General features: G+C 69.8%; 11 protein-coding genes and 1 riboswitch. Of the genes, 7 read left to right on the top strand and 4 right to left on the bottom strand.

The features are described from left to right. The first annotated feature begins 41 nt into the window (after positions 1 to 41). Both FIU88_RS02805 and FIU88_RS02800 read left to right on the top strand, forming a co-directional pair. Positions 42 to 317 carry an XRE family transcriptional regulator gene (locus tag FIU88_RS02805; RefSeq protein WP_026068532.1) on the top strand — a complete coding sequence of 92 codons (276 nt, stop codon included), beginning with the start codon at positions 42 to 44 and terminating at the stop codon, positions 315 to 317. An 89-nt stretch (positions 318 to 406) separates the two neighbouring features. Continuing rightward, on the top strand, positions 407 to 1,078 hold the full coding sequence (locus FIU88_RS02800; RefSeq protein ID WP_152478107.1) for a hypothetical protein: 672 nt from the start codon (positions 407 to 409) through the stop codon (positions 1,076 to 1,078). Between the two features lie 99 nt (positions 1,079 to 1,177). Here FIU88_RS02800 and ilvD read toward each other — a convergent pair whose 3' ends face one another. Both ilvD and FIU88_RS02790 read right to left on the bottom strand, forming a co-directional pair. Then, entirely contained in the window at positions 1,178 to 2,866 is a 1,689-nt protein-coding gene (gene ilvD, locus FIU88_RS02795) for a dihydroxy-acid dehydratase (RefSeq protein WP_152478106.1), read from the bottom strand. Positions 2,867 to 2,935: 69 nt separating this feature from the next. After that, positions 2,936 to 4,321 (bottom strand): sodium:solute symporter, encoded by a 1,386-nt coding sequence (locus FIU88_RS02790; protein WP_152478105.1) that lies wholly within the window; start codon positions 4,319 to 4,321, stop codon positions 2,936 to 2,938. Further along, positions 4,311 to 4,423: riboswitch (TPP riboswitch) on the bottom strand. It overlaps the preceding gene by 11 nt. Before the next feature lie 112 nt (positions 4,424 to 4,535). Here FIU88_RS02790 and FIU88_RS02785 point away from each other — a divergent pair. Continuing rightward, positions 4,536 to 5,207: a hypothetical protein gene (locus FIU88_RS02785; RefSeq protein WP_152478104.1), complete on the top strand. Its 672-nt coding sequence runs from the start codon at positions 4,536 to 4,538 to the stop codon at positions 5,205 to 5,207. 82 nt (positions 5,208 to 5,289) lie between these two features. Here the strand turns inward: FIU88_RS02785 and FIU88_RS02780 are convergent, their stop codons facing one another. Next, positions 5,290 to 6,789 carry a CoA-acylating methylmalonate-semialdehyde dehydrogenase gene (locus FIU88_RS02780; protein ID WP_152478103.1) on the bottom strand — a complete coding sequence of 500 codons (1,500 nt, stop codon included), beginning with the start codon at positions 6,787 to 6,789 and terminating at the stop codon, positions 5,290 to 5,292. 433 nt (positions 6,790 to 7,222) lie between these two features. On the opposite strand from FIU88_RS02780, the gene katG reads away from it, so the two are divergent. The 4 genes from katG to FIU88_RS02760 all read left to right on the top strand — a co-directional run bounded on the left by katG (position 7,223) and on the right by FIU88_RS02760 (position 12,434). After that, positions 7,223 to 9,400: a catalase/peroxidase HPI gene (gene katG / locus FIU88_RS02775; RefSeq protein ID WP_172977644.1), complete on the top strand. Its 2,178-nt coding sequence runs from the start codon at positions 7,223 to 7,225 to the stop codon at positions 9,398 to 9,400. 222 nt (positions 9,401 to 9,622) lie between these two features. After that, positions 9,623 to 10,546 (top strand): AEC family transporter, encoded by a 924-nt coding sequence (locus FIU88_RS02770; RefSeq protein WP_152478101.1) that lies wholly within the window; start codon positions 9,623 to 9,625, stop codon positions 10,544 to 10,546. A gap of 253 nt (positions 10,547 to 10,799) precedes the next feature. Then, entirely contained in the window at positions 10,800 to 11,849 is a 1,050-nt protein-coding gene (locus FIU88_RS02765) for a homocysteine S-methyltransferase family protein (protein ID WP_152478100.1), read from the top strand. A 45-nt stretch (positions 11,850 to 11,894) separates the two neighbouring features. Then, positions 11,895 to 12,434: a GNAT family N-acetyltransferase gene (locus tag FIU88_RS02760; RefSeq protein WP_152478099.1), complete on the top strand. Its 540-nt coding sequence runs from the start codon at positions 11,895 to 11,897 to the stop codon at positions 12,432 to 12,434. A 52-nt stretch (positions 12,435 to 12,486) separates the two neighbouring features. Here FIU88_RS02760 and FIU88_RS02755 read toward each other — a convergent pair whose 3' ends face one another. Further along, positions 12,487 to 13,965 carry a YdiU family protein gene (locus tag FIU88_RS02755; RefSeq protein ID WP_152478098.1) on the bottom strand — a complete coding sequence of 493 codons (1,479 nt, stop codon included), beginning with the start codon at positions 13,963 to 13,965 and terminating at the stop codon, positions 12,487 to 12,489. Positions 13,966 to 14,104: the final 139 nt, after the last annotated feature.

Below are 14,104 nucleotides of genomic sequence, written 5' to 3'. Positions count from 1 at the left end.
GGCTTCATGCTGTAGCGGTCGATTCTGTCCTGTGGAGCATCATGAGCACGGCAAGCTTTTCCAACGCGGAACTCCTCGACCCTCCGCGACGATGCCCTGACCTCGACGTCAGGGACCTGGAACAACGTACGCGCCTCATGCGCATCATCACCCGGCTGATCGCCGTATCGGATCTCGGCAACCGCGAGATCGCCCGCCGCGCGGGCCTGCCCATGCAGAAGATCAGCGACCTCCTCGCCGGCCGCCTGGAGCAGCTCACCCTCGATGAGCTACAGGCACTGCGCAACACCATCGACCACGAACTCACGCCACCCTAGCCGCCCGGCGATCCGCTCGCCCGCGACCAGGGTCCGGGCCGGCTTGGCCGGCCCTCTGCCTCATGGATTCGAGATCAGGGAGATTCCCGATGCGCCACCTCGTGACCGGCCTGCTGCTGGCCGCCTCGCTGCCCGCCCTGGCCGATGGCCAGGCCACCCTCGAGAGCCGCTCCGACCAGGGCAACGCCACCATGGAAGTCAGCTGGGCGGGCGATGACCTGCGCATGGACTTCCCCCAGCAGGCCCAGGCGGGCTTCATGCTGCTCAAGGACGGCAACGGCTACATGGTGACCGAGATGCAGGGCCAGACCCTGGTCATGGACATGGCCCGCCTCAAGCAGATGGCCGAGAGCATGGGCAACGACCAGGCCATGGCCGGGCTGACCAGCCAGCAGGCCGACTCGATCGAGTCCCTCGAGGCCACCGGAGAGCAGGAAACCATCGCCGGCCTGGAGGGCGAGGTCTACCAGCTGGCCTGGACCGACAAGGCCGGCAACGCCCACGACGATACCCTGGTGCTGAGCGACGACGATCAGGTCCGCGAGCTGATGAGCGCCTTCCACGCCTACCAGCGGACCATGACCGGCGAGCCCGATCCCATCGCCACGGCGCTGGAGGAAGAAGGATTCGGCATGCTGCGCTTCGGCGACCGCTTCCGGATCGCCTCGCTGTCCGACGAGACCCCGGCCGCCTCGGCCTTCGAGCTGCCCGAGAACGCCATGACCTTCGACGACATGATGGGCGACGCCCTCTCGCAGTAAGCGCGGCCGCCACCGGGCTTTGCCTTACCGGCCCGCCACGAACGACGCCGCCCCTCGGGGCGGCGTCGTCGTGTCTGGCATCAGTCACCCGTGGCGACGCTAGTCGGGCCGGTCGGTCACCGCCCCGGTCGAGGCGGAGCTCACCGTGCGCGCGTACTTGGCCAGCACCCCGCGGGTGTAGCGCGGCGCCGGCCGCTGCCAGGCCGCGCGGCGGCGTTCGAGTTCCTCGACGGTGAGCGCGACATTGATGGTGTCGGCCTCGGCGTCGAGGGTGATGGTGTCGCCGTCCTCGACCAGCGCCAAGGGGCCGCCGTCGAAGGCCTCGGGCGTCACGTGGCCGACCACGAAGCCGTGGCTGCCGCCGGAGAAGCGGCCGTCGGTGATCAGGGCCACCTCGCTGCCGAGCCCGCGCCCCATGATCGCCGAGGTCGGCGTGAGCATCTCGCGCATGCCGGGCCCGCCGCGGGGCCCCTCGTAGCGGATCACCACCACGTCGCCGGCCACCACGCTGCCGTCGTTGATGCGCGCCTGGGCCTCCTCCTCGGAGCCGAACACCCGGGCCGTGCCCGAGAAGCGGGTGCCCTCCTTGCCGGTGATCTTGGCCACCGCCCCCTCCGGGGCCAGGTTGCCGTGCAGCACGCGCAGGTGGCTCTGGGCCTTCAGCGGCGCCTCGAGGGGCGCGATGATCGCCTGACCTTCGGGATAGGGCGCCACCTTGGCCAGGTTCTCGGCCAGCGTGGCGCCGGTCACGGTCAGGCAGTCGCCGTGCAAGAGCCCGGCGTCGAGCAGGGTCTTCATCAGCGGCTGGATGCCGCCGATCTCGACCAGTTCGCTCATCATGTACTGGCCGCTGGGGCGCAGGTCGGCGAGCACCGGCACCCGCTTGCCGATCGCGGTGAAGTCGTCGAGGGTGATCGACACGCCGATGGCGTCGGCCATGGCGATCAGGTGCAGCACCGCATTGGTGGAGCCGCCCAGGGCGATCACCACGGTGATGGCGTTCTCGAAGGCCTCGCGGGTCATGATGTCCGAGGGCGTGATGTCGCGCTCGAGCAGCGTCAGCACCGCCTCCCCCGCCGCCCGGCTGTCATCGCGCTTGTTGCGCGACACGGCGTTCTGCGCCGAGCTGCCGGGCAGGCTCATGCCCAGCGCCTCGATGGCCGAGGCCATGGTGTTGGCGGTGTACATGCCGCCGCAGGCGCCGGGCCCGGGAATCGCCGTCTCCTCGATCCGCTTGACGTCGATGAGGTCGAGATCGCCGCGGCTGTGGGCGCCCATGGCCTCGAACACCGAGACGATGTCGGTGTGCCCCTCGCCGGGCAGGATGGTGCCGCCGTAGACGAAGACGCTGGGCCGGTCGAGCCGCGCCAGGCCGATCAGGCAGCCGGGCATGTTCTTGTCGCAGCCGCCGATGGCCACCAGGCCATCGAAGCCCTCGCAGCCGGCCACCGTCTCGATGGAATCGGCGATCACCTCCCGCGACACCAGCGAGTACTTCATGCCCTCGGTGCCATTGGCGATGCCGTCGGAGATGGTGATGGTGTTGAAGATCACGCCCTTGCCGCCGGCCGCATCGGCGCCGGCGCTGGCCTGCTCGGCCAGCTCGCCGATGTGGCTGTTGCAGGGCGTGACGCGGCTCCAGGTGGAGGCGATGCCCACCTGGGGCCGGGTGAAGTCGTCGTCATTGAAGCCCACCGCGCGCAGCATGGCGCGGCTGGCCGACTTGCCGACGCCGTCCACCACCGGGGCGGAATGGCGACGGCGTGGATCCTGTGGCGTATCACTCATGGCACGGCTCCTTCGTCAGGTCGGGATGACCCTCAGAGGGTGGCGGTCATCCGCCGGCCTGGCAACCGTTCAGGCCGTGCGCCGCGCCAGCGGACGCCGCCAGGCCACCAGCAGCGCCACCGCGCTGGAGGCCAGGAGCGCGCCGAGAAACGGCGGCAGGGTCGGCACCCCGCCGGGGAAGCTCGCCGCCAGCAGGCCGTCGAGGGCACTGCCCGAGGCGACCCAGCCCGGCAGCACCGCCCCGGCCAGCCCGGCGAGGCCGCCGGCCAGCGCCGCCGCGGCGCTCATCCGCGCCCACAGCCCCAGCAGCACCGGCACCACGATGGCCGCGCACAAGAGATCGGCGATCAGGAACAGCCGCAGCACCGAGAGCCCCTGCAGGGCGATCGCCACCACCGGCACCATCAGCGCCACGGTGACCCACCTCGCCGCCCTGAGCGACAGGCCGCGGCAGCCGCTGCCGGCCACCACGAGCGAGGCGATGCCGTTCTGCAGGGTATCGACGCTGGAGGCCACCAGCGTCACCGCCAGCACCAGCGCCGGCAGCGCCAGCCAGCCCGGCGCCTCGGCGAGCAGCGCGAAGAACGGGATCGGCGGCTCGCCCAGCGACACCCCCGCCATGGCGGCCAGCATGCCGAGGCCGCCGACCACCGCCACCACCAGCACGGTCACGGCCCCGCCCAGCCAGGCGCCGCGCCCCAGCGCCCGGTCGTCCCGGGCCGCCCACACCCGCTGCCAGTAGCCCTGGTGGAAGAGGTTGGCCGCGGTCACCGCGATCACCAGCGTCAGCGCCACGGACAGGGCGTCAGCGGCGGGAATCGACGGCAGCGCGGCCCCGGCCGGCAGCTCGGGCAGCCGGGCCAGCGCCACGCCGCCCACCAGCAGCAGCAGGGCCAGCAGCAGCCAGGCCTGCCAGCGATCGGTGGCCAGGCTCGCGCGCAGCCCGCCCAGCGCGGTGTAGAGCAGGGTCGCCGCCGCCACGCCGACCACCACCAGCGCCACCGGCACGTCCGACAGCAGCCCGGTGATGGCGCCGATGGCGGTCAGCTCGGCGGCCAGGAAGCAGCCCATGTACAGCACCGAGACCAGTGCCACCCAGCGGCGGATGCCGGCGCCGAAGCAGGCCTCGGCGTACTCGCCGATGCTGCGTCCCTCGGGCAGGCGGCGGCGGATCGCCGGGCCGAAGGCGCCGAGCACGATGAACGGCAGCGCCGAGCCGATGGCATAGCCGGCCAGGCCCAGCGGGCCGACGAAGGCGCCGATCTCGGGCGGCGCGAAGAGGATCCAGGCGCCCATGCCGGAGGCCAGGAAGGAGAGCCCCAGGGTCGGGGCCGACTGGGAGTTGCGGGCGGTGACGTAGTCGTCGAGCGGACCGTCCGCCCGACGGGCACGCAGGCCCAGCACGGTGAAACACAAAAGCGCCGCGCCAAGCACGGCTGACGTCAGATAAGGCATGTCGCACTTCCTCCGCCGGCATGAACCGGATCAGGTTCCAGGGTCAGCGACGCACGCTCTCTCAGCCCCGCCGATGCCGGCGAGACTCCCCTGGCGACAGTGAATGGATGGTGGTGGCGATCCTCAAGACAGGGCCAACATGGCCGATATCCGGATAGCCGCGCCAGCATGACACATCCTTCCCGCCATTCGAACAACCAGCCCGGACCCCGCCATGCCGTATACCGAAGCCAAGGAACACGCCCCCGGTTGCCTGCACCGGATCTTCGCCGAGCCCTACGCCGCCTTCGCCAACGGCGTCCCCGAGCGCCAGCTGCATCTGCGCGTCGCCCTCCAGGCCCTGCTGGAGGCGCCGATGCGCGAGGGGCGACTGACGCTCAGGGTGATCCACGGCTGGGAGAACGGGGTCTGCGCGCCCGAGGACCTGCGCCACAGCGACCATCCGCTGCGCACGATGGCCGACCTGCACGCCGCGGCCGAGCGCTACCGGCAGGCCGTCGAGGCCCTGGCGCCGCTGCCCGGCGAGGCCGCCACCCTGCTCGCCGCACCGCTGGCCTCGGCCATCGACGGCGCCGAGGCCGAGGGTCACGAGATCGACGCCGAGACCCGCGCCAACCCGGCCCGCTGGCCGGCGTTTCCCCGGGGCCTGTCGCTCTACACCTTCTTCAAGGTCTATCACCGCCTGACCTACGGCGAGGACGAGGCCTACCGCTCGATCCGCTGCGAGACGCCCGGAGGCCTCCGCGAGATCCACGAATTTCATCTTGAGGAAGGCGAGTTCGCCGTGGTCCACCCCGCCGATGACGCTCCCGGCGAGAGCCACCTGCTGCTGCACGAGAGCCAGCTGGCGCCGGTGGGCGAGCTGCTGGAGATGGCGCTGGGCTGATTCAGCGCCCTTCCCGGCGGCCAACAGGACGGCCCCGCCTCTCTCGAGACGGGGCCGTCGCTCACCGCCGAGCGGGAGGGGATCAGCTCAGCGAGATGGTGCTGTTGATGCCGCCGGAGACGTTCTCGGGCTCGAACCAGCGGGCGGTGACGGTCTTGGTCTGGGTCCAGAAGGCGATGGCCTGCTTGCCGTTGGGGCCCAGGTCGCCGAGCTTGGAGGCCCGCGAGCCGGTGAAGCTGAAGTAGGCCACCGGCACCGGGATCGGCACGTTGATGCCCACCTGGCCGACGTCGATCTCGGTCTCGAAGCGCCGCGCCACCCAGCCGGAGTTGGTGAAGATCGAGGTGCCGTTGCCGTTGGGATTGGCGTTGATGAAGGCGATCGCCTCGTCGAGGGTCTCCACGCTCACCACGCACAGCACCGGGCCGAAGATCTCCTCGCGGTAGATGGCCATCTCCGCGGTCACGTCGCTGAACAGGGTCGGGCCGACGAAGTTGCCGTCCGGATAGCCCTCGACCTCGCAGCCGCGGCCGTCGACCAGCAGCCGGGCGCCTTCCTTCTCGCCGGTGGCGATCAGGTCCTCCACCCGCGCCTGGGCGGCCGGCGAGACCAGCGGGCCGAGGTCGGCGTCGCGCTGGGTGCCGGGGCCGACCTTCATGTGGCGGGCGGCCTCGGCCAGCTCGTCCAGCCACTCGCGGGCCTCGCCCACCAGCACCACCACCGAGTTGGCCATGCAGCGCTGGCCGGCGGCGCCGAAGGCGGAGCCCAGCAGGTTGTTGATGGCCTGGCTGCGGTTGGCGTCGGGCATCACCACGCAGTGGTTCTTGGCCCCCATCATCGCCTGGGCGCGCTTGCCGGCCTCGGAGGCGCGACGATAGAGCTGGGTGCCGACGTGGGTCGAGCCGATGAACGACATCGCCTTGATGTCCGGGTGGTCGCAGAGGCGGTTGGCCACGTCCGGGCCGCCGTGCACCACGTTGAGCACGCCGTCCGGCACGCCGGCCTCGTGGGCCAGCTCGACCAGCCGCATGGTCGAGCTCGGATCCTGCTCCGAGGGCTTGAGCACGAAGGTGTTGCCGGTGGCGATGGCCAGCGGGAACATGAAGCACGGCAGCATGATCGGGAAGTTGAAGGCGGTGATCCCGGCGCCGACGCCCAGCGGCTGGTTGAGGGTGTAGACGTCGACCTCGGTGGCGGCGTTCTCGGCCAGCTCGCCGAGCTGCAGCGAGGTGATCGAGCAGGCGTGTTCCACCACCTCGAGCCCGCGCCCCACCTCGCCGGCGGCGTCGGGCAGGGTCTTGCCATGCTCCTCGGTGATCAGCGCGGCCAGCTCCTCGGTGTGCTCGCGGATCAGCGCCTGCAGCCGCAGCATGATGCGCTGGCGCTTGGCCAGTGGCGTGCGGCGCCACTCGAAGAAGGCGGCCCTAGCGCTGGCCACGGCACGGTCGACCTCCTCGAGGGTGCAGAACGGCACCCGGGCGACCACCTCCTGGGTGGCCGGATTGAGCACGTCGCGCCATTCCTGGCTCTGCGAGGTGACGGCCTGGCCATCGATATACAGCGGGATCTCTCTGACGGACATCTAGCGGCTCCTTGGCGACCCCGGGAAAGGCTTCCTGCCCTCCCCGGGCCCGCGGTTTGTGATTGTTATCCGGGGTCCGGCCCCGTCGAGGCTTCGACGGGGGCGGATCGAGAACGACGAAACGCTCATGCAGGCTCACGATTACCGAGCCATCGAGTGTAGGTAGGCCGCAAATCGCCAGGCAACCGGGGGGCGACCAATGGACGAGTCGCCGCCTCGCGGAACGCCGGCGCCCTCTCATCGTCGAAAGACGATAAAGGTTTGCTATCAATGTCTTCGGGAAAGAAAAATGGCGGTCTCTTGTGCCGCCACTAAACTGGGTGGGAAAGGCTGGAACCCACTCGAAAACGGCGCTGTCGATGATCGATGACGGACCAGCGACACGACCTCTGCTCGTCAGGAGCAGCACAACACGCGATCGAAGGAGAGCAAGATGGGTGACGCTACTCAACAAGGCGGAGCAGGAAAGTGCCCGGTCATGCATGGCGGGATGACCGAGACCGGCGACTCGGTCATGGATTGGTGGCCGAATGCCCTGAATCTCGACATCCTGCATCAGCACGATACCAAGACCAACCCGCTGGGTGCCGACTTCGACTACCGTGAAGAGCTCAAGAAGCTGGACGTCGAGGCGCTGAAGAACGACCTGCGCCAGCTGATGAACGACAGCCAGGACTGGTGGCCGAGCGACTGGGGGTCCTACGTCGGCATGTTCGCCCGCGTCGCCTGGCACGCCGCCGGCTCCTACCGCCTGGCCGATGGCCGCGGCGGCGGCGGCACCGGCAACCAGCGCTTCGCGCCGCTGAACTCCTGGCCGGACAACGTCAACACCGACAAGGGCCGCCGCCTGCTGTGGCCGATCAAGAAGAAGTACGGCAACAAGATCTCCTGGGCCGACCTCATCATCCTGTCGGGCACCATCGCCTACGAACAGGCCGGCCTGAAGACCTTCGGCTTCGCCTTCGGTCGCGAGGACATCTGGCACCCCGAGAAGGACACCTACTGGGGCGCCGAGAAGGAATGGCTCGCCCCCTCCGACGAGCGCTACGACGACGTCGACCAGCCAGAGACCATGGAAAACCCGCTGGCCGCCGTGCAGATGGGCCTGATCTACGTGAACCCGGAAGGCGTCAACGGTCAGCCCGACCCGCTGAAGACCGCCGCCCAGGTGCGCGAGACCTTCGCCCGCATGGCGATGAACGACGAGGAGACCGCGGCGCTGACCGCCGGCGGCCACACCATCGGCAAGTGCCACGGCAACGGCAACGCGGACGACCTCTCCGAGGATCCGGAAGCGGCGGACGTCGAATACCAGGGCATCGGCTGGATGAACACCAAGGGCCGCGGCATCGGTCGTGACACCGTGGTGTCCGGCATCGAGGGCGCCTGGACCAGCCACCCGACCCAGTGGGACATGGGCTGGTTCGAGATGCTCTTCGGCTACGAGTGGGAGCTCAAGAAGTCGCCGGCCGGCGCCTGGCAGTGGATGCCCATCGACATCCGCGAGGAGCACATGCCCGCCGACGTGGAAGACCCGTCGATCAAGTGCATGCCGATCATGACCGACGCCGACATGGCGATGAAGATGGATCCGGCCTACAACGCGATCTGTCAGAAGTTCATGGCCGACCCGGAGTACTTCTCCGAGACCTTCGCCCGCGCCTGGTTCAAGCTGACCCACCGCGACATGGGCCCCAAGGCCTGCTATCTGGGCCCGGACGTGCCGCAGGAAGACCTGATCTGGCAGGACCCCGTGCCGGCCGGCGAGACCCAGTACGACATCGGCCACCTGAAGGCCAAGATCGCGGCCGCAGGCCTGCCGATGGCCGATCTGATCGCCACCGCCTGGGACAGCGCCCGCACCTTCCGCGGTTCCGACAAGCGCGGCGGCGCCAACGGCGCCCGCATCCGCCTGGCACCGCAGAAGGACTGGGCCGGCAACGAGCCCGAGCGCCTGGCTAAGGTGCTGTCCGTGCTCGAGCCGCTGGCCGAAGAGGCCGGTGCCTCGATCGCCGACACCATCGTGCTGGCCGGTAACGTCGGCGTGGAACAGGCCGCCAGGGCCGCCGGCACCGAGATCTCCGTGCCCTTCTCGCCGGGACGCGGCGATGCCAGCGACGAGATGACCGACGCCGACAGCTTCGAGGCGCTCGAGCCGCTCGCCGACGGTTTCCGCAACTGGCAGAAGCAGGACTATGTCGTCGCCTCCGAGGAGATGCTGCTCGACCGCGCCCAGCTGCTGGGCCTCACCGCACCGGAAATGACCGTGCTGGTCGGCGGCATGCGGGTCCTCGGCACCAACCACGGCGGCACCCAACACGGCGTGTTCACCGACCGCGTGGGCCAGCTGACCAACGACTTCTTCGTCAACCTGACCGACATGGCCTACAGCTGGAAACCCGCGGGCAAGGGGCTCTACGAGATCCGCGACCGCAAGACCGACCAGGTGAAGTGGACCGCCACCCGCACCGACCTGGTGTTCGGCTCCAACTCCATCCTGCGCGCCTACGCCGAGGTCTACGCCCAGGACGACAGCCAGGCCAAGTTCGTCGAGGACTTCGTGGCCGCCTGGACCAAGGTAATGAACGCCGATCGCTTCGATCTGGCCTGATCGCCTCTCGCCGCCGCGCCCGCGGCGGCCCATGAAGACATCGCGCCGGCCCTCGTGGCCGGCGCGCTTCGTTGGTCCGCCCCCTTGCCCCTCACCCGCGGGCGCCTGGGCCGCCTCGGGCGGGCGAGGCCTCGACCACCGGACCAAAGGACATTAGACGGTAGTACCAGATCCGCCTAGGCTGACCCCTTCATCGTGTCATCGCCCAGGAGCCGCCCCGTCATGTCGTCCGTTCTCGGTGTCGTTCTGCCCATCTTCGGCCTGATCCTGGCGGGCTACCTGTGCCGCCGCACCGGCCGGCTGGGCGAGACCGCCGCCGCCGAACTCAACCGCTTCGTGGTCTGGCTGTGCCTGCCGGCGCTGCTGTTCCGCACCACGGCCAGCGCCCGCTGGGAAGAGATCTGGCATCCGGGCTTCATCGCCGCCGTGACCCTGCCGACGCTGCTGCTGTTCGCGGTCACCGTGGGCTATCGCCTGCGCGGCCGGCGCCGGCTGGTCGACGCCAGCATCGACGGCCTCGGCGCCGCCTACGCCAACACCGGCTACGTGGGCATCCCGCTGAGCCTGCTGGTACTGGGCGAGGCGGGCCTGGCACCGGCGCTGGTCGCCACCCTGATCGTGGTCTGCGTGCTGTTCGCCATCGCCGTCGTCTGCATCGAGGTCGGCCTGCAGGACGAGCCCTCCTTCGCCCGAGCACTCGGCAAGGTGTTCAAGGCCCTGTCCAGGAACCCGCTGGTGGTGTCGCCGCTGCTGGGCGCGCTGTGGGCGCTCGGCGGCCCGTCGCTGGCCGGCCCCTTCGACGACTTCCTGCGCCTGCTGGGCGATGCCACCACGCCCTGCGCGCTGGTCTCGCTGGGCCTGTTCCTGGCCCAGAAGCAGAGCGGCTCCGCCGAGGGCGCCTGGGGGCTGGTCGGCCTCAAGCTGCTGGTGCATCCGCTGCTCACCTGGGTGCTGGCGTTCCACGTCTTCGCGCTGCCGCCGCTGTGGGCCAAGTCGGCGCTGCTGATGAGCGCGCTGCCCACCGGCACCGGGCCCTACATGCTGGCGGAGTTCTACGGGCGCGAGGCGGCGGTCGTCTCGCGCACCGTGCTGCTCTCGACGCTGGGCTCGGTGGTAACGCTGTCGCTGTGCCTCTACTGGCTCTAGCGGCAGTAGAGGCGACGTGATCCGTTTGGCGATATCACCCGGGGACGGGAGGCCGGCGCCGCCGGTGATAGAGGCCCGCCGATGCCTCGAGCGTCAAGGACGCCCGGCGAACATTCATCAAATTGCTGAAAGCAACAGGTTGAATGAATTCGATTCATCTTGAAGCCGGAAAACCTTCATTGGTGACGGGGCCTGAACGACTGCCAGAATGCGGCCTGACTCCAGACACCTGCCACCGCGGAGGCATGCATCCATGGCACACGACCTGATCACCCAACGACTCGACCGGGGCCCCCTCATCTGTGCCGAGGGCTTCCTGTTCGAGCTCGAACGGCGCGGCTATCTCTCCGCCGGCGAGTTCGTTCCCGAAGTGGCGTTGCTGCGCCCGGACGCGCTGGAAGCGCTGCACCGGGACTTCCAGCATGCGGGGTCGGACGTGGTTCAGGCCTTCACCTACAACGGCCACCGCGAAAAAATGAAGGTCATCGGCAAGGAGGATCTGCTGGAACCGCTGAATCGGGCCGCGTTGAGGATTGCCCGCAAGGTGGCCGATGAGAAGGCCGGCAACCTGATGGCCGGCAACATCTCCAACAGCAACGTCTGGGACCCCGAGGATCCGGCCTCGCAGCAGAGCGTGCGCGACATGTTCGACGAGATGGTGCAGTGGGCCGTCGAGGAAGGCGCCGACTTCATCATCGCGGAAACCTTCTACTATGCCGGAGAAGCCGAGGCGGCCCTGGAGGCGATCAAGGCCAAGGGGCTGCCCGCCGTCGTCACCCTGGCGCCGATGGCCGAGGATCGCATGATCGATGGCCCCGGCATCGTGGAAACCTGCCTCGCCCTGGAGCAGAAGGGCGCCAGCGTGGTCGGCCTGAACTGCTTCAGAGGCCCGGATACCATGCGGCCCTGGATCCAGCGGATTCGCGATGCCGTGGCCTGCCATGTGGCGGCGCTGCCGGTCACCTATCGCACCACCGAGCGGGAGCCGACCTTCTTCAACCTCTCCGACCAGCAGGGATGCGGCTGCCCGGCGCCCCATGGGCGCCCCTTCCCGACCGCTCTGGACCCGCTGTTCTGCAACCGCTACGAACTCGGCGCCTTTGCTCGCGACGTTCATGCCCAGGGGGTCAACTACCTCGGCGTCTGCTGCGGCGCATCGCCGATGCACGTGCGTGAGGTCGCCATGGCGGTGGGACGCGAACCGGAAGCCGCCCAGTTTGCGGAGCGCATGGAGAACCACTTCATGTACGGCTCCCATGATCGCCTGCCGGACCACATCGCCGCCCTGGGGGAAAAGGCCTGAAGGGGCCGTTACCCTGAACCTGCGTACGACAGCCAAGGAACCCGCATGGAATTCTCGCAAGGCGCCCAGGGGCGCGATCAGGCGCTCGTCGAACTGTTCACGGCGACCTTCACCGCCGCCGAGGGAGCGTCGGAAGGCACGCTGATCGGCGATCTGGTGGGTAACCTGCTGTCTCGCACACCCGCGCCGGATCGGCATGTCTTCACCGCCGAGTCCGATGGTGCGGTCATCGGCGCGGCGATCTTCTCGAGGCTGACCTACGACCAGGATGACCGGCGCGTGCGGGTGCTCGGCCCGGTGGCGGTGGCGACCGAGTGGCAAGGCCAGGGGGTCGGACGGCAGCTGCTGACCCATGCCCTGCAGGCGCTGCGTGAGGCAGGCATCGACATCGTCGTGACCTATGGTGACCCGAACTACTACTCGCGTGTCGGCTTTGCGCCGGTCACCACGACCATCATCCCGGCGCCGTTCGCGCTGCAATACCCCGAGGGCTGGCTCGCACAACCCCTCACCGAGGCCGAGATGACGCCGCTGAGGGGCAGGGCCCGCTGTGTCGAGGCGTTCAACGACCCGGCCTTCTGGTGACAGACGCGCCGGGCGAGGCGTGGGCCCCTGTCGCGGTGACGATGCGCTTGCGTCAGGTGCCGCAGAAGGTCCGCAGCACCCTCTCGTCGTCCTGCGGCGGGCGGGTGTAGTCGACCTCGCCGGTCGGCGCCTCGAAGGGCCGGGTGATCGCCGCCAGCAGCGCCTCGAAGGGGCCGAAGTCGTCGTTCTCGGCCGCCGCGATGGCCTCCGCCACGCGATGGTTGCGCGGGATCACCGCCGGATTCACGCCGCGCAGGCGCCGCGCCAGCTCGGCGGCATCGGCGTCCTCGCGGGACAGCCGCTCGCGCCAGCGTGACAGCCACGCCTCCGGCGCCTCACGGTCGCCGAACAGCTCGGCCGCCAGGCGCGCCTCGCCCTCGGGGCCTTCCAGGGCATCGGCCAGGCGGCGGAAGCTCAGGGTGAAGTCGGCGCGGGCGGCCTGCATCGTCGCGAGCCAGTCCTCGACCAGGGCGGCGTCGCCCTCCTCCTCCGTCACGAGGCCCAGCTTGGCCCGCATCACCCGCATCCGGCTGGCCTCGAAGCGATCCTCGAAGGCCTTCAGCACCGCGGTGGCGCGCTCGATGGCCCGCTCGCGATCCTCGTCGATCAGCGCCAGCAGCGTCTCGGCGAAGCGCGCCAGGTTCCACTGGGCGATCGGTGGCTGGTTGACGAAGGCGTAGCGGCCGCGCTCGTCGATGGAGCTGAACACGGTGCGCGGGTCGTAGGCGTCCATGAAGGCGCAGGGGCCATAGTCGATGGTCTCGCCGGAGATCGCCGCGTTGTCGGTGTTCATCACCCCATGGATGAAGCCGACCCCCATCCAGCGGGCGACCAGCTCGGCCTGGCGCTCCACCGTCGCCTCGAGCAGGCCCAGATAGCGCTCGCCCTCGTCCCGGTCGGCGAGATGGGGATAGTGGCGCTCGATCGCCTCGTCGGCCAGCAGCCGCACGGCCTCCTGATCGTCGCGGGCGGCGAAGTACTGGAAGGTGCCCACCCGCAGGTGGCTGGCGGCGACGCGGGTCAGCACCGCGCCGGGCTCCGGCACGTGACGATAGACCGTCTCGCCGGTGGTCACCGCGGCCAGCGCCCGGGTGGTCGGCACGCCCAGGGCATGCATGGCCTCGCTGACCAGGTACTCGCGCAGCACCGGGCCCAGCGGCGCGCGGCCGTCGCCGCCGCGGGAGAACGGCGTGCGCCCGCTGCCCTTGAGCTGGAGGTCACGCACCCGGCCGGCGCGGTCGGTCACCTCGCCCAGCAGCACCGCCCGGCCGTCGCCGAGCTGGGGCACGAAATTGCCGAACTGGTGGCCGGCGTAGGCCAGCGCCACCGGCTCGGCGCCCTCGGGCAGGGCGTTGCCGGACAACAGCTCGGCGGCCCGTTCGGGGTCGAAGGCGTCCAGATCGAAGCCCAGCGACTCGGCCAGCGGCCGGTTGAAGGCCACCAGCTCGGGGCGCTCGACGGGCGCCGGCCGGGCGGGCGCCCGCAGCCGGTCGGGGAAGCGCGCATAGCGCAGCGTGAAGGGGGGAAACATGGCGCCTCCTGAATGCGAATTGCCCCCAGCCTACAGCGACCGGGGGGCTGCACCCAAGGCGTATCGGCGCGATTCAGAACGGCGCTGAACGTGGAACACGCCGGGGACGGGGCGAAGAGGGGGTCCTGCGCCAGGGAAG

Origin of the sequence: Halomonas sp. THAF12 (assembly GCF_009363675.1) — a bacterium.
In the GTDB taxonomy this organism is placed as follows: Bacteria; Pseudomonadota; Gammaproteobacteria; order Pseudomonadales; family Halomonadaceae; genus Halomonas; species Halomonas smyrnensis.
This window is presented reverse-complemented; position numbering and strand designations above follow the sequence as displayed.